The sequence below is a fragment of the Rossellomorea sp. SC111 genome (assembly GCF_024733565.1).
Taxonomy (GTDB): domain Bacteria; phylum Bacillota; class Bacilli; order Bacillales; family Bacillaceae_B; genus Rossellomorea.
This window is the reverse complement of the sequence record NZ_JANIOC010000003.1, coordinates 47,245-66,145: the sequence shown is the minus strand read 5'-3', so window position 1 is coordinate 66,145 and position 18,901 is coordinate 47,245. Positions and strand designations below refer to the sequence as shown.

The window sequence follows — 18,901 nt, the reverse complement described above, 5'->3', positions numbered from 1 at the left end:
ATTGAATGAAAGCAGAGTGGATTCCACTCTGCTTTTTATTATGGGAGAAAGTAGACGGAGGTGCTTATAATGAAAAGGGGTAAGGTGTGGTTGGCCGTTGCAGGTCTTGTCATTGATGAAAATGGTAAATGGCTGGTGGTGAAAAAGAAATACAGCGGATTGAAGGGGATGTGGTCCCTGCCTGCAGGATTTGTGAACGCCGGGGAAACAGTCGATGAAGCAGTCATAAGAGAAGTGAAGGAAGAAACGGGATTACATACGACCATCAAAGGGATCATCGGTGTAAGATCAGGGGTCATCCAACAGGACATCAGCGATAATATGATGATCTTTCTGCTGGAGAATAAGGGAATTTCTTCTATTGAAAAAGAAGAAGCTGAATTATGGGATGTCCAGTGGAAGTCCCCTCAGGAACTATTGACAGATGAGAAGGCATCTGTGATGGTGCATGAGATGATCAAACGAATGGGCTCTCAGCACAACTTGAATATGATAGAAGGAATCAATCCAGGTGACCAGTTCGCGTACACAGAATACCGATTATTTTTATAAAATTCTGTAAATTTTAAGAAAGAAAGAGATAATGAAAGAAAAACATAAATGTATTCGCTTTCTTAAAGGTACATCCCCTATAATGTCCCTTTTCTTTATTTCGGATAGATGATATATTATCAGAAAATTAAGAAATTAAAGAAAAGGGAGAGGGAAGAATGAGAGCTACTGCGAATGCTAAAACGAAATACTGTCTTTATTGTTCAGGAAAAGGATATTTTCAGTTAGTATTGGGTGGTTCTGAAACGTGTCCGTGCTGTGGAGGCAGCGGGAAACAGAAATAACCCCCTAAAGGATAGAGGATGAAAGCAGACCTAACGAAGGTGGATACTTCCCTTGTGAAGTATGGAAACCGTTGTTGGGTCTGTTTTTTCATGTGTGGATGATAAATAAGTTTATTTTGTGAATAAGTGACAAATCTTTCCCTGAAAATATTGACGCTTACATTTCACTCGGGGTACACTATTCTTTAGTGTTATGGAGGTGTAATTTGAAATGCCTATACATGTAATGATTATATCGATGCTTCTATTTTTTGTTCTATTTTTCGGAATAGGGTTTTTGTTAAATATGTTATTGCGCATGACTTGGATCATGGCCATCATTTATCCGATTGTCGTAATTTTTATCGTGGACGAAGTTCGTTTTATAGATTATTTCCGAAATGCAGGTGAGTCTTTTTCAGAACTTGGGACAAGACTCAGTCACTTGGCCGTAGCCGATCTCGTGATTCTCGGAAGCGGCCTCGCAGGTGCCATCCTGTCAGGTATCGTCATGAGAATCCTAAGAGCAAAAGGATATCGCATGTTCTAACCACATCCGTTTAACCGGGAGCCTAAGTCCCAAGGTTGAACGGGTTTTTTATTTAGGACGATTAAAGTTTGGTATTCATTTATAAAGTGATTATCCGACACAAAATCTATTAGAGCTTTTAGTGTTTTGGGTATTCCTTGTTAGATAGTCAAGATTTTTAGTATTAAAGCACAGAGTGGATTGAAGCGGAAGGCACGTGACTTCTGCGGGAATAGAGGAAAGGATCGAAAAGCGGAAGCGGCTCGCTCAGCCCCGACAAGCATAAGATGAATGGGCCTAAGAAGGCGTTATGTTGCCTTCGTGGACCATTTAGCTTATGACCTCGGAGGGGCTAGCCGCTGTAGCTCGACTTCCTCCCCGCCGGAAAGCAAGTGCCTGGAGCGGAAAGGAACGGTCCCTGTTTCCAGGCACTTTCTCATAAATATTAATTCTCTAAGAAAATATTTTAGAAATTAGAACATACTAGTTGAAGTATAGAATAGCCTGGTTTTAAAGGACTTTTCCCCTAAAATTAAAAGCGGAATAATTTCCAAATATTGAAACTATTCGAGTTTTTTATCAATTTATGCATATATCTCCTCCCCAATGGGAAGTATGTAGGGTGGGAGGAGTGAATACATGAATCTGTTTAAAAGTTGGACAAAAAGATTCGTTATGGTCAGTTTGTTTATCCTTGCACTCGGCACGACCTTTCAATCAGTGTCGGGGGTAGAGGCGCAAACCTTTAAAACCTGGATGATGGACAAGGGTGACAATGATCAAAAGAGTCTCCAAGATAAAGAGCATAAGACAAATCCCCTGCATTTGTCATTCAAGTTTCTTAAAAGGTTTACAGGTAATGAGACAAAAGTGTCAGCCAGTGCTTCTGTTAAGCCTGCAACATTGGAAGAATCCATTGATTGGAATCAATATACGAAACATACGGTGGTAGCGACGGGCTATACTGCCGGCGTTGAATCGACGGGGAAGGACCCTGGTCATCCCCTTTATGGCATTACATATTCGGGAGTGAAAGTGAAGCGTGATCTGTATTCGACGATCGCAGCGGATACTTCCGTCTATCCCATCGGTACCATCCTGTTTATCCCGCATTATGGATACGGGGTCGTTGCCGATACAGGGAGTGCAATCAAAGGAAATAAAGTAGATCTTTATTATGAAACGGTGGACGACGTTTTTAATGAATGGGGCAAGCAGACACTGGACGTCTATGTAATCCAGATGGGGACAGGTGAGTTATCCGAACAGGATTTGACCGATCTTAATGAGAACAAATCCATGCAAGTTTTCAGGCAGCAGATTTTATCACCTGAAAAAGAATAGAGACGGGCACGCAGTCGAACTGCGTGCTTTATTTATGTGCCGGCCAGATGCAATCTGTTTAGCAACAGTGTAAATAGGGGAAAAGTAAAGTGAGATTCGAAATTAAAAGGAGTGGAAGATATGAACAAAAGTCAATTCGACAAAATGAAGAACGGAGAAGGATTCATCGCGGCCCTTGATCAAAGCGGTGGCAGTACACCGAAAGCATTAGCAGGGTACGGTGTGAAGGAAGACTCCTACTCAAATGAGGACGAAATGTTTGATAAGGTCCATGAAATGCGGACGAGAATCATCACTTCCCCATCCTTCAGCCCCGACAGGATCCTTGGTGTCATTCTGTTTGAACAAACGATGGACCGGGAAATCGAAGGTAAATATACAGGGGATTATCTTGCAGATAAAGGCATCGTCCCTTTCCTGAAAGTGGATAAAGGACTGGCGGAAGAAGAGAACGGTGTGCAGCTCATGAAACCAATCCCTGACTTGGATGAGACACTGCGCCGTGCCTCTGAACGGAAGATTTTCGGCACGAAAATGCGCTCTGTCATCCATGAACCGAACACGAGCGGCATCAAAGAAGTCGTAGAACAGCAATTCAAGTTCGGAAAACGCATCATTGCTGCCGGTTTGGTCCCGATCATCGAACCCGAAGTCAATATCCATAGTGAACAAAAGGAAAAATCTGAAGAGATTTTGTGTGATGAAATCTTGAAACACTTGAATGAACTATCAGAAGAGGAAAACGTCATGCTGAAGCTCTCGATCCCGACGAAAGCGAATGCGTATAAAAAGTTGGTTGAGCATCCACGTGTCGTGCGGGTCGTCGCACTTTCCGGCGGCTATTCACGTGATGAAGCGAATGAAAAGCTGAAAGAAAATGACGGGGTGATTGCAAGTTTCTCCAGGGCATTGGCAACTGACCTAAGTGCCGATCAATCCGAAGAAGAGTTTGATGCTGCGTTGAAGAAGGCGGTTGATTCGATTTATGATGCCTCTGTTCAGAAGAACTGATGGAGTGAGAAATCTTTAAGGACAAAGAATAAAGAACATGCCTGCTCGCATATACGTGAGCAGGCATGTTCTTTTATGTCTATCAGATCGCAGAATCATTATACAAATCAGGATGAAGCAACCGGGCAAGTTTCACGGCCCCTTTTAACAAAAGAGGGGATGGCCTGCAATAGAGTGCTTCTTCCAGGACGAAAATTCGATCTTCTTGTACAGCATCAAGTGTATTCCAACCAGGGCGGTTCTTCACGATCTCAGGCTTGACCCTGCTTTGCCTGACGCCTACCCATGCCAGGCAGATGTAATCCGGGTTACGCTTCAATACGTCCTCCCATTCGGTTTGAACACTTGCCAAGTCCACATCTTCAAAAAGGTTCCGCGCACCGACCATTGTGCTTAATTCGGTCAGCCAATTGACCCTTCCGGGGGTGAAGACCGGTTTAGGCCACCACTCCCAATAAAGGGAGGGAGGATTTGAAACCTTGTCCCCGATCGTCTTTAAACGTTCGACAGTATCCATGAATTCCTGTCGCCGTTTTAAGGCATGTTCTTCGATCCCACACGCTTTTCCTACTGTTAAGAGATCATCGGCAATATCAGTGAAACTCTGGGGATTCAAGGTGATGTGGGGAATATTTCTTCTTTCAAGTTCTTCTATATTCTTTTCCATACCAGGTACGCTTAAGGATGAAAACACCAGATCCGGCTTCAATGACTCCAGCTTATCCATGTTAATCGAAAGGTCCGGTCCGAGCTGCGGAAGGGACTTTACCTCCCCGGGATAATCGGAGTAATCATCGACGCCTGCAAGAAGGGGTGTCAATCCCAGATAATCAATGATTTCTGTATTACTGGGGCAAATGGAAACGATTTTCATGCTCACACTCCTAGGCGATGAATAAATAATGAAGCAGAAGGGTCAGGATGATTCCTGAAAGTCCGCCAAAGAATACTTCTATAGGTTTATGACCAAGTAATTCCTTCAGTTCCTTGCGCTTCTCCTGTTCAGGTTTGTTCTGCCAGCCTTTGGCTTCTGACATGAAGCGCTGGAAGTCCACCATCAATTGATTGAGGACGATCGCCTGCTCTCCTGCCTGCCTTCTGACACCCGTTGCATCAAACATCGTAATGATGGCAAACATGGCAGATACGGCGAAAATAGGAGAAGAGAGTCCTACTTCAAGGGCGACCCCGGTGGATAATGCAGTCACGGCTGCTGAATGGGAGCTCGGCATCCCGCCTGTCGAGGTGATCAATGACCAATTCAATTCCCTCGTCGCAATAAACTGGATGGGAACCTTTACAAATTGAGCAAAAAAGATGGAAAATAAAGACGCCCATAATGGAAAATTATACAATACTTCCATGCTGTGAAATGCCACCCTTTCAATTGATTGAATAAAAATAATGTTCTCATTATATCATACCCTATTCCCCCCTCGTATAACGTTGAACAGTAGATTGTTAGAAAGTCGAAATAATTGGACATCTCCGCTATAATAGAGAGTGGAGGTGTCTGTATACATGAAATTTTCAATCAATCAAAATGAAGTAAACAATGCAAATGGAGAATGCCTGATCGTAGGTATTTACAATCAGCCGACATTCGAAGGGGAGCTGAAAGAGCTCGATCATAAGTTTGAAGGCTATCTTACACAGCTTGTGAAGGATGGGGACATTTCTTCCAAGCACAAAAAAGTATCCAAGATACATACGTTTGGAAAAATTGAAGCGAAAAGAATAGTATTCGTAGGACTTGGAAAACAAAAGGAGCTTACGTTTGATCTATTGAAAGAATCATTGGGGACAGCGTCCAAATCTTTAAAAAATATGAAAGTGTCCTCGTTTTCTGTCGCACTCGACACATTTGTTTCTGAGGAGATGGCGGCAACGGACGTGGCCCATGCCTTCATGGAAGCCTTTACGATGTCTACCTATGAATTCGACGGTTATAAGAAGAAATCAAATGAACCGGAAGTACACGTAGAAGCGATCGAATTTTTTACAAATGGAGATTCGAAAGAAGTGGAGACGGCTTTACACATCGGTTCTGCCTTCGGGAATGGAGTAAACTCAGCCCGTACACTGGTGAATACACCTGGTAATCTATTAACGTCGACAAAATTGGCGGAGTACGCTCTGAAACTGGCTGAACGATACAACTTCGAGGTGGAAATCCTCGACAAGGAAGAAATGGAGCACCTCGGAATGGGCGCACTCCTTGCCGTGAACCAGGGATCCGTTGAACCTCCGAAGATGATCGTCCTTAAGTACAACGGGAAAGAGGACTGGAAAGATGTCATCGGTTTAGTCGGGAAAGGGATCACGTTCGACACAGGCGGCTACTCCCTGAAGCCAAAAGATGGAATCGTCGGTATGAAAACCGATATGGGCGGCGCAGCGGCAGTACTCGGTGCCATGGAAATCATCGGCGAAATCAAACCTGAACAAAATGTCGTTGCTGTCATCCCGTCAACGGACAATATGGTGAGCGGCTCTGCATTCAAGCCGGACGATGTGATTACCTCCATGAGCGGTAAAACCATTGAAGTGTTAAATACGGACGCAGAGGGGCGTCTCGCTCTTGCTGACGGTATGACCTATGCAAAGCATCAGGGAGCCAACTATTTAGTGGATGTTGCAACCTTGACCGGTGGAGTCATCGTGGCTCTCGGTGAGGATAAAACCGGCGCCCTCACAAATCATGAAGCATTCTTCGAGCAGGTGCTGGAAGCTTCAGGTGAATCAGGTGAATTTATCTGGCGCCTTCCTTATACGGAAAATGATAAAAAGCGGGTACGGGGAAGTGATATTGCCGATTTGAACAACTCACCGGGACGTGCAGGCCATGCCATCATGGGGGGAGCCTTCGTCGGTGAATTCGCCGAAGGACTTCCTTGGGTACACTTGGACATCGCTGGAACGGCTACCACGAAAGGAAGCCATGATCTCGGGCCTTCAGGGGCCACAGGCGTCATGGCAAGAACCCTTGCCTTACTGGTCGAACGTTTTGAGCCTTTAGAGAAATAATCTCATTTGCACGACGGGAGAGTCTTTTTTCAGTGCCAGAGCTTAGGGGCGCTGGGAGGAGGCTCTTTTTTATTATTTGTTTTCGGAGGGAGTGGGGGTGGAGAAGTATTGGGTATAATTAGTAAATGACGCAAATAAAGAAAAAATGAATAAAACCAGCCGATTAACATTTAATGGAATACACCTTCTTGCGGAACCGACACCCATCGCATCATCCTCCCCCCGCAACCACCACATCGAAACCTATGAAAAAATTCCCACTCCATCTTTCACCCTTCTAAAGTATTGACAAACTCTCTTTATCTTGTTAAAGTTGAAATCGTGATTTTATTACTCTACCAATTTAGCGAACTAAAGCAATGAAATGATAAATGAAGGATCAAAAGGAGGAAGCAGTTATGAACGCAGTTGTGATAGCGGTACTAGTCATGCTCGTATTGAGCCTTGCGCGTGTGAACGTTGTATTCGCTCTGATTACTGGTGCGTTAGTCGGGGGATTGACGGGCGGACTGGGATTGGACGAGACGATATCCATATTTACAGAGGGAATTAGCGGTGGGGCGAGCATCGCGTTAAGTTACGCCCTGCTGGGTGGATTTGCAGTTGCGATTTCCTATACGGGAATTCCGAATCTACTCGTTGACTGGGTATTGAAGGTCGTCGGGAAAAAAGGGGATTCAAGAAAGACAGCCCTTTCGAAAGCACTTATTGTTATTTCTATTTTAATCATGGCTTGTTTTTCTCAAAATGTGATTCCGATTCACATCGCTTTTATTCCGATTCTGATCCCTCCCTTATTGAAGGTGATGACGGAGTTGCGGATCGATAGGCGTTTGATCGCATCGGTGCTCACGTTTGGACTCACGGCTCCGTATATCCTTTTGCCAGTAGGATTCGGACTACAGTTCCATGAAATCATCGCTCAGAACATGGCATCGAGTGGAATGGAAATCAACATGAGCGATATTCCGAAAGCCATGCTTCTCCCGATAGGTGGAATGGTGATCGGATTACTGATTGCTGTGTTTGTGAGTTATCGCAAGCCTAGGGACTACAGTGAAGCTAAAGAAGTCATTGCTGATGAAAAGGTCGTTTACAATAAAAGGGCGATGGTTTTCGCTCTCATATCAATCGTAGTGGCCTTATACGTTCAGCTTCAGCTGGAATCGATGATCTTCGGGGCGCTGGCAGGTATTGCCGTCTTATATCTTTCTGGATCGGTTAAATGGAAAGAAGCAGACGGGTTACTGAATGAAGGAATGAAAATGATGGCCTTTATCGGCTTTGTCATGATCACGGCATCCGGATTTGCAGCAGTGGTATCGGAAACGGGTGATGTAGAAACATTGGTAAAGGCGACGGCTGATGTCATCGGCGGCAACCAGGCTTTGGCGGCCCTTATCATGCTCGTCGTCGGGCTGCTGGTGACGATGGGCATCGGTTCTTCATTTGCCACGATTCCAATCATTGCAGCCATCTTCGTCCCACTTGCCATGGAGCTTGGATTCAGCCCTCTCGCAACGATTGCGATTGTCGGTACAGCAGGTGCACTTGGGGACGCAGGGTCTCCGGCATCAGACAGTACGCTTGGACCGACAGCGGGATTGAACGCCGATGGCCAGCATAATCATATCTGGGATACATGTGTCCCAACCTTTTTACACTATAATATTCCACTGATCCTGTTCGGCTGGATCGCAGCGATCATTTTATAAAGAAAAGAAGCGGGGCTCCCTCGCTTCTTTTTTTGTGCATCATGAATCATTCTCTTTCAAGTCCAACGAACAATCACGATTAAGTGGCAGCAATCCACCTGCCCAAGCTTTTCGTCAAATACGAGGCGGACTCCATCCGGATTGAACGATACAATCGGCTGTACCCTTGTACCGATGGTTTGAAGTAGTTTATGTACTTCAGGTAGGTTCGATTGCTGTGCGGCGTTCATGAATTTTGAGGCGAAGTCTTTGGAAGTGTTGATTTTCTGAAGCACCTTTTGGGCATCTCCCAGTAAGCTTAACGTTTTCCCTGCCGAAGACATGAATGTTTTCGTTTCGACAGGAGGGTAGGTCCGATTATAGGATGGAACAGGTTGGGACCTCGAGTGGATCGGCGAGTAGGGGCGTTGAACAGGTGGATAAAAAGGGTGGTACCGATACATAACATAAAACTCCTTTCGTTAAAAATGCTCTAAGGAAATGTATGAAACTGTTCAACGGATTATTCATCAATCGAAGGCAGGACTGGCGGGGCAGGGAAAATAGAGGATTTTCACACACTTTCTCGAAAAGTATAGTAGAGAAGACTATTAAATGGGGGAATTCAAGTGAATACGGAGAATACAATGATCAGTGCGTTAGGGATTGAATTTGTAGAACTGGGAAAGGGTAAGGTCATTGCGACGATGCCGGTGAATGAACAGACGAGACAGCCCTTCGGCTTCCTTCATGGGGGGGCTTCGGTTGCACTTGCAGAAACGGTTGCGAGTATAGGCGCGGTACAATTGATCGACCTGGATAAAGAAATATGCTTCGGCCTTGAAATCAATGCAAACCATATTAAAGCGAAGCGGGAAGGCATCGTCACTGCGACGGGTACGGTCATGCATCAGGGCAGGACCACCATGGTATGGGACATTAAGCTTACAGATGAGGACGATCAATTGATCTGTGTATCGCGCTGCACGATGGCAGTGGTACCGAAACGCTGACGGCAAACTGAAATGTTTAATCAGTGAAGAAATGGGAAATCAATAACTAACCAATACATTAGGAGGCAAATGCAAATGAGTTGGACAAGAAATGATTACCCTGATTCACTAAAGAACCTGCCTGCGGACGTACGGAACAAAGCCATTGAGATTGCCAATGCCCTTTTGGATGAAGGATATGAAGAGGGAAGGGCGATTGCGATCGCCACTGACCGTGCCCATCAATCTGAAGAGGGGGATACATCGGATAAGGTTGAATATCACATCACCCCTCATGACGACGGCTGGCAGTTAAAGAAGTCCGACGGGAAGAGGGCCATCCTGGTTGAGAGTACAAAGGACAAACTCCTTTCGAAAGCGAAAGACTATGTGACGGATCATTCCGGGACTCTGGTTGTGCACAAACAAGATGGAAGTGTTGAAGATCACTTGTATCAACGCTAGGAAATAGAAAAAGGCTTGACCCTTTAATAATTCGGGTCAAGCCTTTTTGTGTTTCTTATTGATTGTTCTGACGCTCGTATTGTTCTTTATCCTTTAAATCATCCCGTACACTTTTGTCCCAAAGCTTGACGCCGGTATTATAGGCGGCGCGAGAGATGAGGTGGCCGGAAACCGGCGCTGTGACAAAGATGAAGACGATGGCCAGGATCAGTCTTGAATTGAAATGGCCATGCTCCAGATAAAAGTAAAGAAATGTGGCGAGCAGGATCGACATGACCCCGAGCGTCGCACTTTTAGAAGCAGCATGATTTCTCGTGTATACATCAGGAAGTCTCAATACGCCAAAAGCCGTGACAAGGCTGAGAAATCCTCCAATGACTAAAAAGAATCCGATGAAAAATCTAATGATCTCGCTCACGTTCGATGATCTCCCCTTTCTCCAGGAACTTTGAAAAGGCGACGGTTCCGATGAAAGCCAGGATTCCGAGAAGCAAAATCACTTCAAGAAAAGCGTACGTATCGAGCATCATCGAAACGAGTGCAATGATGGCGATCAGGTTGATCCCGATTGCATCGAGTGCCACTACCCGGTCAGGGATCGTGGGACCTTTCACCACTCTGTAAACGAGGCCGAGCATGGATATGGAGACGCATAATAACGTGATTTGAAAGATCAGATGTAACATTAGCGGCTCACCTCCATGATGGCTTTTTCAAACGAATCCTTTATTTCATTAATGGCTTCATCAACATCCGGCATATCGATGGCATGAACATAAAGAATCTTGTTGTCGTACGACACATCCATGACCAGTGTCCCAGGTGTCAGTGTGATCAGGTTCGCCAAGAGCGTAATCTCCCAATCGGTCTTTAATTCTGTCGGTAAAGCGAAGATGCCCGGCTGGAAGTCCAACTTCGGTTTCAGAACCGTTTTTAACACCGAGATGTTTGCCATGATCAGTTCCTTCAAGAAGAGGAAGAATAAACTGATCACCGCAGCCACCCGCAATAAATAAAACCGGGAGTTGAAAAATCTCCTGAATGCAAAGATAACAAGCAATCCTAGTAAAAAGCCAATAAAGAATGACTGAGAAGTAAAGGATACCGAAAGAAACATCCAGACAAAGGCCAGGAAAAAGTTTAATAAGATTTGAAAAGCCATTCTACATTACTCCTTTAACACTGCGTCTATATAAAGATTCGGATTCACCAGTACTTCGGTTGCTTGTGAAAAGAGTGGACGAATCGCTTCTGCACCAAGGCCGTAGCCTACAGCGAGCACGACGAGTACAGCAGACGTCATCCATAAGTAACGGGCGTCTCCCTTTGACACTCCGTTATATTCCTTGGGGCTTCCCCAAATACCATTCACGAAAATTTTGATGACAGAGTAGAGCACCAACAGACTGGATGCGAGGACGACACCTGCACCTACATAGTCTTCTGCCGCAAAGCTCCCCCGTACGATTAAAAATTTCCCGATAAAACCGCTTAAAGGCGGGATACCGGCAAGGGAGAATGCAGCGACGAGGAATGTCCATCCAAGCCATGGATAGTGCTTGATCAATCCGCCCATTTTCTTCAGGTTGGACGTGCCTGTGATGGCAATCATGACGCCGATCAGAAGGAATAAAGCGGCCTTGATGATCATGTCATGAACCAGGTAATAAATGGCTCCCTCCAGTGCTTCAGGGTTCATTGTCGATACCCCGAAAAGAATCACACCTACAGCAATGACGATGTTATAGATGATGATCTTCTTAACATCCCAATAGGCAATGGCACCGATACAGCCGAGAACGATGGTGAGGATCGCAAGCATGCTCAGGATCTCATGGGTGAAACCGGTATCGTGATAGAAAAATAGTGTGTATGTCCGTATGATCGAATAAACTCCGACTTTTGTAAGCAGTGCCCCAAACAGTGCAAGGACCGGTGTCGGCGGTGCACTATAAGAGCCGGGCAGCCAAAAGTACAGAGGAAAGATCGCACCTTTAAGGCCAAAGACCAAGAGGAACAGGATAGCGATGCTCGTGATGATGCCCGGCTGATCCACTATGGCTATTTTCCTCGAAATGTCCGCCATATTCAGGGTTCCAACGACTGAATACAAGTAGGCAACGGTAATGACGAATAGGGCAGAGGAGATGACATTCACCAGAATGTATTTAATCCCTTCACGCAGCTGCGCCTTCGTCCCGCCAAGGACCAGCAGGACATAAGAACTCATAAGCATTACTTCGAAAAAGACGAATAGGTTGAAGATATCACCTGTCGTGAAAGCCCCGTTCACTCCAACCAATAGAAACTGAACGACAGGATAATAGTAGAATCGCTCCCTGTCCACTCCAATCGACTTAAACGAGTAGATGAGCACGACAAGGGCTATGATACTTGTCGTAGTCACAAGTAAGGCAGAGAGCATGTCGGAAACGAGGGTGATCCCAAAAGGAGCTTCCCAGCTTCCGAGGTTCACCGTCTGGATTCCATCCTGGTGAACCGTATTGATCAGGACAAGGGATGCTGCGACGGTCGCCAATGTCGACAGAGCAGATATCCCTCGTTGCAGTTTCACATATTTGCTGATAAACATTAAGATAATCGCCGTGAATAACGGGATTAGAATCGGTAGTATTAATAAGTTAGTCATTTCCTTCGTTACCTCTCATCTGATCCATATTATCTGTGCCAAGCTCCTGATATGCCCGATAAGCGAGAACGAGGAAGAAAGCTGTCACTCCAAAGCTGATGACGATTGCCGTAAGGATCAATGCCTGTGGCAGGGGATCTACATAGTCTTTAGCGTGTTCCCCGAGCAGAGGTGCAGCCCCTCCCTTAAGTCCACTCACGGAAAGGATCAATAAATGGGCACCGTGGCTTAATAGGGCTGTCCCGATGATGATCCGGAGCAAGCTCTTGGATAACATTAAGTACACAGCGCTTGTGAATAGAATTCCGACGACGACGGCCATGATGATTTCCATTATTCGCTCACCCCAATCGTTTGAATAATGGTCATGGTGACTCCGATGACCACCAGATACACGCCTGTGTCAAAGAGAACGGCTGTGTGCAGCGATGTCTTCCCTAACAGGGGAAGGTGAAAATAATCGTACGCGTGGGTGAGGAACGGAACATCGAATAATAAAGCCCCGGCACCCGTGGCCACTGAAAAGAATAGTCCGATCGCCGTGATGATCTTGTAATCCACCGGTAAAATGGTGGCGACGGTCTTGATGTCATAAGCGAGTAACAGTAACACAATGGCCCCCGACGTCATCAAGCCCCCGATGAATCCTCCCCCCGGGGTGTAGTGACCCGAGAAGAAAAGTCGCAACGAGAACAGGATGATGATGAATGCGACCACATTGGTAACGGTCTGCAGGATGACATCATTCGTTTTCACTTTTGTTTTCATCCTTCATCCCTCCTTGTAAGGCGCAATTTAATCATGGAGAATATGCCGAGTGCCGCAATGGCCAAGACGCAGATTTCAAACATGGTATCAAACCCACGGAAGTCTACGAGGATGACGTTGACCATGTTTTCCCCGCCGGCTTTATCATGGGTATTCTCAATATAATACTTCGAAATGGAATCAAACATTTTCGAGCTGTAGGAAGAAATGGCAAATAATGAGACGACCACTCCGACTCCGATTGAAATCAAAGCATTCCCCAGTTTAAACCGCATACGTTCTTCATGCCTGCTTAATTTAGGCAGATGATAGAAGCAAAGCAGGAACAGGGCCACCGACACGGTTTCAATGACAAGCTGTGTCAGGGCAAGGTCCGGTGCACGGAATAAGACAAAGAATAATGAAACCGTATATCCTGCAGCACCGAGCGAAATGATGGACGTCAGTCGTGATTTCGCAAACAGGATGGTGACCGAACTGATGACAAGGAGAAGCGCAATGGCAATCTCATATACTCCGACCGGCGCAAGCTCTTCCGTATTGATGGTGAACGCTCCTTTGAACCACAGTGAAAACAATGATATGGCAATCAAGAAGGAGAAGATGTACACCAGATACGTACGGATAAAGCCTGTCATATAGCCGCTTGTGAAATTGTGTGCGCCTCGCTCGCTCTTAATCAGTCCCCCATCATAGAAAGAATTCAACGTAAAGCGTTCAGGGATCCATGTGTACACCTTTTTCCATGAAGGAAAGAGGAGATACAACAGGATACCGAATAGAATGACCCCAAATGTCATGAATAGCTCAGGTGTAAATCCATGCCAGAATGAAATATGCGTTTCGACCTCATGTCCCTCCTGGATAAGGCTCGGCGTGATTGCCTCCACAGCTGGCGCGATGATCCGCTCTGACAGGATATTCGGGAAGAAACCGAAGATGACCACGAGCGAAGCCAAGATGATCGGTGAGATCAACATACCAAGAGGTGCTTCATGCGGTTTCTTTTCAAGTTTCTCGGGTTGGTGCTTCCCGGTAAAGGTTTTGAAGACCAGGATCATACTGTAAATAAACGTGAACACACTTCCTACCCAGGCAAGGAGCGGGAAGATCATGCCGAATGTATCCAGGTTGAAAATATCCATTTCAAGGACCCTGACCATTCCTGTAAAGAACATCTCCTTGGAAAGGAATCCGTTGAACGGAGGGAGCCCGGCCATGGAGAATGCTCCGATGATGGCAATGGTGAACGTGATGGGCATGAAGTTCATCAGCCCGCCAAGTTTTCGGATATCCCGGGTACCTGTTTCATGATCAATGATCCCGACGACCATGAATAAACTTCCTTTGAAGGTCGCATGGTTGATCAAATGGAATACGGCGGCAAGGGTTGCCACCATATAAATGTTATCATCAAGCTCTGTGTAATGAAGAGCTGCCGCTCCCACTCCCAACAGGGACATGATGAGTCCAAGTTGACTGACGGTGGAAAAGGCGAGGATCCCTTTTAAATCCGTTTGTTTCACGGCGTTGAAAGAACCCCAGAATAAAGTGAAAATCCCGACGCCGCCGACGAGCCACAGCCAAACGCTTGATTCTGCGAATACCGGGCTCAAGCGGGCGACAAGATAAATACCTGCTTTAACCATGGTGGCAGAGTGAAGATATGCACTGACCGGTGTTGGTGCTTCCATGGCATCCGGCAGCCAGATGTGGAATGGGAACTGAGCGGATTTCGTGAAAGCTCCCAATAGTACCAGAAGCAAGGCAGGAAGGAAAAGCGCCTGTGTCATAAGCTGATCTGCCTGTCCGACTAATTCCCTGATGCTGAAAGTCCCGCCCATCAGATAAAGGAGCAGGAATCCTCCAAGCATGCTGAGTCCCCCAAATACCGTGATGAGCATGGATTTTTGTGCTCCATATCTGGAACGCTCACGGTGGTACCAGTAACCGATCAATAAGAATGATGAAATGGAAGTGAATTCCCAGAACATATAAAGAACGATGAGGTTGTCGGAAAGGACAACGCCCAACATCGCTCCCATGAACATCATCAAGTACACATAAAAATTATGTAATTGCTCCTTCTTTTTATCTAAGTAATAAATGGAGTAAAGGACAACCAATGAACCGATCCCCGTGATGAGCATGGCAAAAAGCAATCCAAGGCCATCTACATAAGCGGTGAAGTTGATCCCGAAGGAAGGCATCCACTCCAAGGTTTCCTTGACGGTATCCCCGTTTCTCGTAATGGAGATGAATTGAAAAAAGTACGTGAATAAAGCTGCCGGTAACAATAGTACGAACCAGCCGGTATGTACATTCCGAAATGCTTTATATAGAAATGGAATGAGTACCGCAAATAAAAAAGGCGATACAATTGCCCAATGTAATAAAGTCATTTAAAACCCCCCTCTTATTATAATCGTTTATTCTCAACATGGTCTCATGTCAACCTTATTCATTATTCGGCAACATTCTTCAATACTCGACCGAAGCTGAACCCTAAAAAGCATTATAACGTAAAAAATAAATGCTTGCATTACTCAGCATCCCATTCATATCACAACTTTCAAGAAGTATTAAATATGAAGATACGTGGAAATGCACGTAGAAAAATTTGTTGGATTTTCTCCTCGAATCTCGACACTTCCAGAATAGTTTCGGTCAAATTGGAGAATCCTATCCATAAGGCGGTGAAGTTATGAAAAAGAAAACAGTAGCGGTTACGACCATATTTTTTGCTTTTTTTGGCTTTGCGTGGATGGTGGAAACCGAAGATCGATTCAATCGGGGAATCATTGAGACCGAAGACCCGACGAGTATGAATATCAAACCGGTTCAATATGGTGAAACGGAAGAAGTGGAAGAGGAAATGATGCAAGAATCCACTCGAGGGAGACAACCATTTGGATCCAGGGAATATATCAGAGTGGTACCCCATTCTCATTCCCTTGAATGAAACGGCCCTTTCTTCCATAACAGAAGGGGCGTTTTTTTGTTTGTGGGCGTTAAGGGTAGATAGGCATATTGTCATTGTTCCTTCTGATTCTATACCCTTTTCAAGATCTCCATAAACGATTATGATGAGAGTGGATGAAGAATCGTTATGGGAGAGTTTTGAGTGAAAAATACATACTTAACAAGTTATTTACCCCTTTTTTCGATACTATTGTTTAGTCTGACGTTTTCCGTTTATGGAGTGGGAGTCTTCGTGGACGTATTCAAAAAAATCGGTGTCTACCCGGGCATGAGGGAGTTTTTATCCGATATACAGCTTAAGCTTGCCATTTTGATCCTGTTAATGGTCGCCTTCTTCATGGTTTTCGCGGCTTTAAAACTGATTGCGGAAACCATCAATGGGGTATCCATGCTGTTTTTTGCCACGGATTCGGATGGGCAGTTGTATAATCTTGTTCGTACAGGTTCGATGATTTACTTCATCGGGGGCTTGGTGTCTGTGGTTAGTCTAAAGTCTTTTATAGGGCTTTTCATCATCTTTGCCCTGAGTTCCCTCGCTTATTTTATCTACTTTGTGTATAAAATAAGTCCGTCCCTCTCGAAATGGGGGATTTTCGGAGTGGTGAGTTTGCAGGTGTTTTCATGGTCTTCGTTATTTTTGACGATTTTCTTTGTGTTTTTGAAGCTTTATAACGGAGTGATGGCAAGTCTGCCGATTATGTCGAAGGTGAAATTATAATAGGGAAAAAGCGTCTGCAGCACATGCTGTAGACGCTTTTTTGATATGAAGTCATTCCATGATTTCCTGCCACACTTTATGGCTTGGACGCTGGCGTTCGATCTCACTCATATCACGGGGGATATCATGGCCGACCCAAACGCCTGTCGTAAGGGTATCGGTCAAACCCATCACCCAGTAATCATGATAGTTATTGGTCGTGCCGGTTTTGATTCCTACAAAGGGTTTTGATACGTACGCGGCTCTTCCGGTACCGGAAGTCGCCCCTTCATTGAGCATTTTTCTTATTTTAGCAGTGGTGTCTGCTGACCAGACTTTCTTCGGATTTTTTTTCCATTGATAAAGAATGTTTCCTTTATTGTCACTGACTGAAATGATGGCATGACTCTCCTGATAACGACCGTCAATAAAAGAGGTGTAGGCATCCGTCAATTCCAGGGGACTCATCCCATAAGTGAATCCGCCAATGGAAGAGGCGAAGGTTTTATCTTCTTTTATCACCCTCTCAAAGGAAAAAGGGGAGATGGATTGGAAGGCTTTTTCGATGCCGACTTTTTCCATGAGACGAAGCGCCGATCCGTTATAGGATTGTGCCATGGACTGTTTCAATGTCACCGTACCCGGCTGGGTCCCCCCATAGTTGACCGGGCAATAGTCGCCGACACAGTATTGATTGGCATTGACTTTGTCATTGATGCCGGCCTTGAATTTCTCGATATAGGGACCGTATACGAGCAGCGGTTTAATAACCGAACCGGGCTGTCTGAAGGCTTGAAATGCATGATTGAAATTATACTTCTTGTAATCCCTGCCCCCTGCCAAGGCAACAATCATTCTTGATTTGTTGTCGATGGTGACAGATGCTCCCTGTAATTCTTCATTCAGCTGACCATTCAAAGCCCGAACGCTTTTTTGTTGAAGAGCGGGCTGCAATGCCGTTTGAATCCGGACACCGGACGAAATCACGTCCTGGAAGCGGTTCTCGAGCTTCTTGGCGATTTTATTCTTATCCTCTTTAGACGCGGCGCTTTCCAGTTCCAGCTTATAGCCTTCGTTTAGAGCGATCAGTTCCTTTAGCTCGTTTTCTACATAAAAGGCATAATCGGGGTAGAGGTCGGTCTTCTTGCGGACATTCAGAGTGATCGGCATCTTCTTTAATTTCTCCGCTTCATCCTTCGATAATTTTGACGCGCTTACAAGAATATCCAGGAGTCGCTCCTGACGAATCTTCGTTTGATCGAAATGGTCAACGGGATCATATTTCCCCGGATTATTCGGGATCGAGGCGATGAACGCCATCTCCGCCTGGTTAAGGTCGGTGACGCTTTTTTGAAAATAGTATTGGGAGGCTGTTTCAATCCCGTATACTCCATTACTGAAGTAAATGACGTTCATATATAACTCCAGTATTTCATCCTTTGATAAGGATTGTTCAATTTCATGGGCATAAAACAACTCAGTCAGTTTGCGATTATAGGTTTTCTCCTGTCCAAGATATAAGTTCCGGGCCAGCTGCTGGGTAATGGTGCTCCCACCCTGCTGGATATGGGTGAAGACCAGATTTTTCACGACCGCCCGAAGGATTGCGCCAGCATCGAAACCGACGTGCTCGTAAAAATGCTGATCTTCAGATGAGACCAGTATATCCTTTAGGAATGGCGGGATCTTCTCGTCCGGGACATACAGACGGTAAGGCCGGTTCACTTCAGAAAAGACCTTACCGTCCCCGTCAATTAATAAGCTTGTACGATCCAGGTCGATGGAATCGGTACTCACTGCATGCTCCAATTCCTGTTGAAAGCTTTGTACCTTGTTCCATTCACCTGTCGCAAAAAATAAGGTGGTGAAAAAGATGAGCATAAAACCAATCACCGTTACATAACCTGCAAAAACTCTCATATGTCAC

The 18,901-nt window shown here is 45.4% G+C and carries 22 protein-coding genes; 11 read left to right on the top strand and 11 right to left on the bottom strand.

Translation table 11 applies throughout. The features are described from left to right. Positions 1-66: 66 nt before the first annotated feature. From NQ095_RS04335 to NQ095_RS04315, 5 genes are all read left to right on the top strand, one after another. Positions 67-552 carry an NUDIX hydrolase gene (locus tag NQ095_RS04335; protein WP_258262481.1) on the top strand — a complete coding sequence of 162 codons (486 nt, stop codon included), beginning with the start codon at positions 67-69 and terminating at the stop codon, positions 550-552. A 158-nt stretch (positions 553-710) separates the two neighbouring features. After that, positions 711-836 carry a YuiA family protein gene (locus tag NQ095_RS04330; RefSeq protein WP_159362729.1) on the top strand — a complete coding sequence of 42 codons (126 nt, stop codon included), beginning with the start codon at positions 711-713 and terminating at the stop codon, positions 834-836. A gap of 211 nt (positions 837-1,047) precedes the next feature. Then, entirely contained in the window at positions 1,048-1,365 is a 318-nt protein-coding gene (locus NQ095_RS04325; RefSeq protein ID WP_034763779.1) for a YuiB family protein, read from the top strand. Between the two features lie 618 nt (positions 1,366-1,983). Beyond that, complete coding sequence (locus NQ095_RS04320; protein WP_258262269.1) at positions 1,984-2,688, top strand: 3D domain-containing protein; 705 nt, start codon at positions 1,984-1,986, stop codon at positions 2,686-2,688. A 120-nt stretch (positions 2,689-2,808) separates the two neighbouring features. Continuing rightward, a complete protein-coding gene (locus NQ095_RS04315) occupies positions 2,809-3,699 on the top strand; it encodes a fructose bisphosphate aldolase (protein WP_258262268.1) in 891 nt (296 codons plus the stop codon). Positions 3,700-3,781: 82 nt separating this feature from the next. On the opposite strand, the gene NQ095_RS04310 is transcribed toward NQ095_RS04315, so the two are convergent. Together NQ095_RS04310 and NQ095_RS04305 are read right to left on the bottom strand one after the other, a co-directional pair. Beyond that, positions 3,782-4,573 carry an ABC transporter substrate-binding protein gene (locus NQ095_RS04310; protein WP_258262267.1) on the bottom strand — a complete coding sequence of 264 codons (792 nt, stop codon included), beginning with the start codon at positions 4,571-4,573 and terminating at the stop codon, positions 3,782-3,784. 10 nt (positions 4,574-4,583) lie between these two features. After that, the gene (locus NQ095_RS04305) at positions 4,584-5,063 is read right to left on the bottom strand and encodes a divergent PAP2 family protein (protein ID WP_258262266.1); all 480 of its coding nucleotides are present in this window, start codon (positions 5,061-5,063) and stop codon (positions 4,584-4,586) included. A gap of 157 nt (positions 5,064-5,220) precedes the next feature. Between NQ095_RS04305 and NQ095_RS04300 the strand changes: the two genes are divergently transcribed. Next, positions 5,221-6,726, top strand: a complete 1,506-nt coding sequence (locus tag NQ095_RS04300; RefSeq protein WP_258262265.1) for a leucyl aminopeptidase — start codon at positions 5,221-5,223, stop codon at positions 6,724-6,726. A gap of 398 nt (positions 6,727-7,124) precedes the next feature. Continuing rightward, a complete protein-coding gene (locus NQ095_RS04295; protein ID WP_258262264.1) occupies positions 7,125-8,441 on the top strand; it encodes a Na+/H+ antiporter family protein in 1,317 nt (438 codons plus the stop codon). Positions 8,442-8,497: 56 nt separating this feature from the next. On the opposite strand, the gene NQ095_RS04290 is transcribed toward NQ095_RS04295, so the two are convergent. Further along, complete coding sequence (locus NQ095_RS04290; protein WP_258262263.1) at positions 8,498-8,884, bottom strand: YuzC family spore coat inner layer protein; 387 nt, start codon at positions 8,882-8,884, stop codon at positions 8,498-8,500. A 165-nt stretch (positions 8,885-9,049) separates the two neighbouring features. Between NQ095_RS04290 and NQ095_RS04285 the strand changes: the two genes are divergently transcribed. Together NQ095_RS04285 and NQ095_RS04280 are read left to right on the top strand one after the other, a co-directional pair. Next, positions 9,050-9,433 (top strand): PaaI family thioesterase, encoded by a 384-nt coding sequence (locus tag NQ095_RS04285; protein WP_309137613.1) that lies wholly within the window; start codon positions 9,050-9,052, stop codon positions 9,431-9,433. 75 nt (positions 9,434-9,508) lie between these two features. Continuing rightward, positions 9,509-9,877, top strand: a complete 369-nt coding sequence (locus NQ095_RS04280) for a DUF2188 domain-containing protein (protein WP_258262262.1) — start codon at positions 9,509-9,511, stop codon at positions 9,875-9,877. 55 nt (positions 9,878-9,932) lie between these two features. Here NQ095_RS04280 and mnhG read toward each other — a convergent pair whose 3' ends face one another. Genes mnhG through NQ095_RS04245 form a run of 7 tightly spaced genes read right to left on the bottom strand, consistent with a single transcriptional unit; the run spans position 9,933 to position 15,697 of the window. Beyond that, on the bottom strand, positions 9,933-10,295 hold the full coding sequence (mnhG, locus tag NQ095_RS04275) for a monovalent cation/H(+) antiporter subunit G (protein WP_258262261.1): 363 nt from the start codon (positions 10,293-10,295) through the stop codon (positions 9,933-9,935). Then, on the bottom strand, positions 10,279-10,563 hold the full coding sequence (locus NQ095_RS04270; protein ID WP_034763802.1) for a Na(+)/H(+) antiporter subunit F1: 285 nt from the start codon (positions 10,561-10,563) through the stop codon (positions 10,279-10,281). Before NQ095_RS04270 ends, mnhG begins: the two co-directional genes overlap by 17 nt. Further along, positions 10,563-11,039 carry a Na+/H+ antiporter subunit E gene (locus NQ095_RS04265; protein ID WP_060673087.1) on the bottom strand — a complete coding sequence of 159 codons (477 nt, stop codon included), beginning with the start codon at positions 11,037-11,039 and terminating at the stop codon, positions 10,563-10,565. Before NQ095_RS04265 ends, NQ095_RS04270 begins: the two co-directional genes overlap by 1 nt. A 6-nt stretch (positions 11,040-11,045) precedes the next feature. After that, positions 11,046-12,527: a Na+/H+ antiporter subunit D gene (locus tag NQ095_RS04260; protein WP_258262260.1), complete on the bottom strand. Its 1,482-nt coding sequence runs from the start codon at positions 12,525-12,527 to the stop codon at positions 11,046-11,048. Then, complete coding sequence (locus NQ095_RS04255) at positions 12,520-12,861, bottom strand: Na(+)/H(+) antiporter subunit C (protein WP_258262259.1); 342 nt, start codon at positions 12,859-12,861, stop codon at positions 12,520-12,522. Before NQ095_RS04255 ends, NQ095_RS04260 begins: the two co-directional genes overlap by 8 nt. Next, positions 12,861-13,283: a Na(+)/H(+) antiporter subunit B gene (locus NQ095_RS04250; RefSeq protein WP_258262479.1), complete on the bottom strand. Its 423-nt coding sequence runs from the start codon at positions 13,281-13,283 to the stop codon at positions 12,861-12,863. Before NQ095_RS04250 ends, NQ095_RS04255 begins: the two co-directional genes overlap by 1 nt. An 8-nt stretch (positions 13,284-13,291) precedes the next feature. Further along, positions 13,292-15,697, bottom strand: a complete 2,406-nt coding sequence (locus NQ095_RS04245) for a Na+/H+ antiporter subunit A (RefSeq protein ID WP_258262258.1) — start codon at positions 15,695-15,697, stop codon at positions 13,292-13,294. Between the two features lie 302 nt (positions 15,698-15,999). Here NQ095_RS04245 and NQ095_RS04240 point away from each other — a divergent pair, with 302 nt between their 5' ends. Together NQ095_RS04240 and NQ095_RS04235 are read left to right on the top strand one after the other, a co-directional pair. Then, the gene (locus tag NQ095_RS04240; RefSeq protein WP_258262257.1) at positions 16,000-16,257 is read left to right on the top strand and encodes a hypothetical protein; all 258 of its coding nucleotides are present in this window, start codon (positions 16,000-16,002) and stop codon (positions 16,255-16,257) included. Positions 16,258-16,419: 162 nt separating this feature from the next. After that, positions 16,420-16,995, top strand: a complete 576-nt coding sequence (locus NQ095_RS04235) for a DUF5366 family protein (protein WP_034763820.1) — start codon at positions 16,420-16,422, stop codon at positions 16,993-16,995. Positions 16,996-17,046: 51 nt separating this feature from the next. On the opposite strand, the gene NQ095_RS04230 is transcribed toward NQ095_RS04235, so the two are convergent. Continuing rightward, positions 17,047-18,894 (bottom strand): transglycosylase domain-containing protein, encoded by a 1,848-nt coding sequence (locus NQ095_RS04230; RefSeq protein ID WP_258262256.1) that lies wholly within the window; start codon positions 18,892-18,894, stop codon positions 17,047-17,049. Positions 18,895-18,901: the final 7 nt, after the last annotated feature.

Bases quoted from the DNA above. Each gene is read 5' to 3' on its own strand.
- NQ095_RS04315 (WP_258262268.1), top strand. From the start codon at position 2,809: ATGAACAAAAGTCAATTCGACAAAATGAAGAACGGAGAAGGATTCATC.
- NQ095_RS04290 (WP_258262263.1), bottom strand. From the start codon at position 8,884: ATGTATCGGTACCACCCTTTTTATCCACCTGTTCAACGCCCCTACTCG.
- NQ095_RS04320 (WP_258262269.1), top strand. From the start codon at position 1,984: ATGAATCTGTTTAAAAGTTGGACAAAAAGATTCGTTATGGTCAGTTTG.
- NQ095_RS04265 (WP_060673087.1), bottom strand. From the start codon at position 11,039: ATGGCTTTTCAAATCTTATTAAACTTTTTCCTGGCCTTTGTCTGGATG.
- NQ095_RS04270 (WP_034763802.1), bottom strand. From the start codon at position 10,563: ATGTTACATCTGATCTTTCAAATCACGTTATTATGCGTCTCCATATCC.
- NQ095_RS04310 (WP_258262267.1), bottom strand. From the start codon at position 4,573: ATGAAAATCGTTTCCATTTGCCCCAGTAATACAGAAATCATTGATTAT.
- NQ095_RS04255 (WP_258262259.1), bottom strand. From the start codon at position 12,861: ATGGAAATCATCATGGCCGTCGTCGTCGGAATTCTATTCACAAGCGCT.
- NQ095_RS04230 (WP_258262256.1), bottom strand. From the start codon at position 18,894: ATGAGAGTTTTTGCAGGTTATGTAACGGTGATTGGTTTTATGCTCATC.
- NQ095_RS04260 (WP_258262260.1), bottom strand. From the start codon at position 12,527: ATGACTAACTTATTAATACTACCGATTCTAATCCCGTTATTCACGGCG.
- NQ095_RS04305 (WP_258262266.1), bottom strand. From the start codon at position 5,063: ATGGAAGTATTGTATAATTTTCCATTATGGGCGTCTTTATTTTCCATC.
- NQ095_RS04280 (WP_258262262.1), top strand. From the start codon at position 9,509: ATGAGTTGGACAAGAAATGATTACCCTGATTCACTAAAGAACCTGCCT.
- NQ095_RS04245 (WP_258262258.1), bottom strand. From the start codon at position 15,697: ATGACTTTATTACATTGGGCAATTGTATCGCCTTTTTTATTTGCGGTA.
- NQ095_RS04295 (WP_258262264.1), top strand. From the start codon at position 7,125: ATGAACGCAGTTGTGATAGCGGTACTAGTCATGCTCGTATTGAGCCTT.
- NQ095_RS04300 (WP_258262265.1), top strand. From the start codon at position 5,221: ATGAAATTTTCAATCAATCAAAATGAAGTAAACAATGCAAATGGAGAA.
- NQ095_RS04325 (WP_034763779.1), top strand. From the start codon at position 1,048: ATGCCTATACATGTAATGATTATATCGATGCTTCTATTTTTTGTTCTA.
- NQ095_RS04330 (WP_159362729.1), top strand. From the start codon at position 711: ATGAGAGCTACTGCGAATGCTAAAACGAAATACTGTCTTTATTGTTCA.
- NQ095_RS04240 (WP_258262257.1), top strand. From the start codon at position 16,000: ATGAAAAAGAAAACAGTAGCGGTTACGACCATATTTTTTGCTTTTTTT.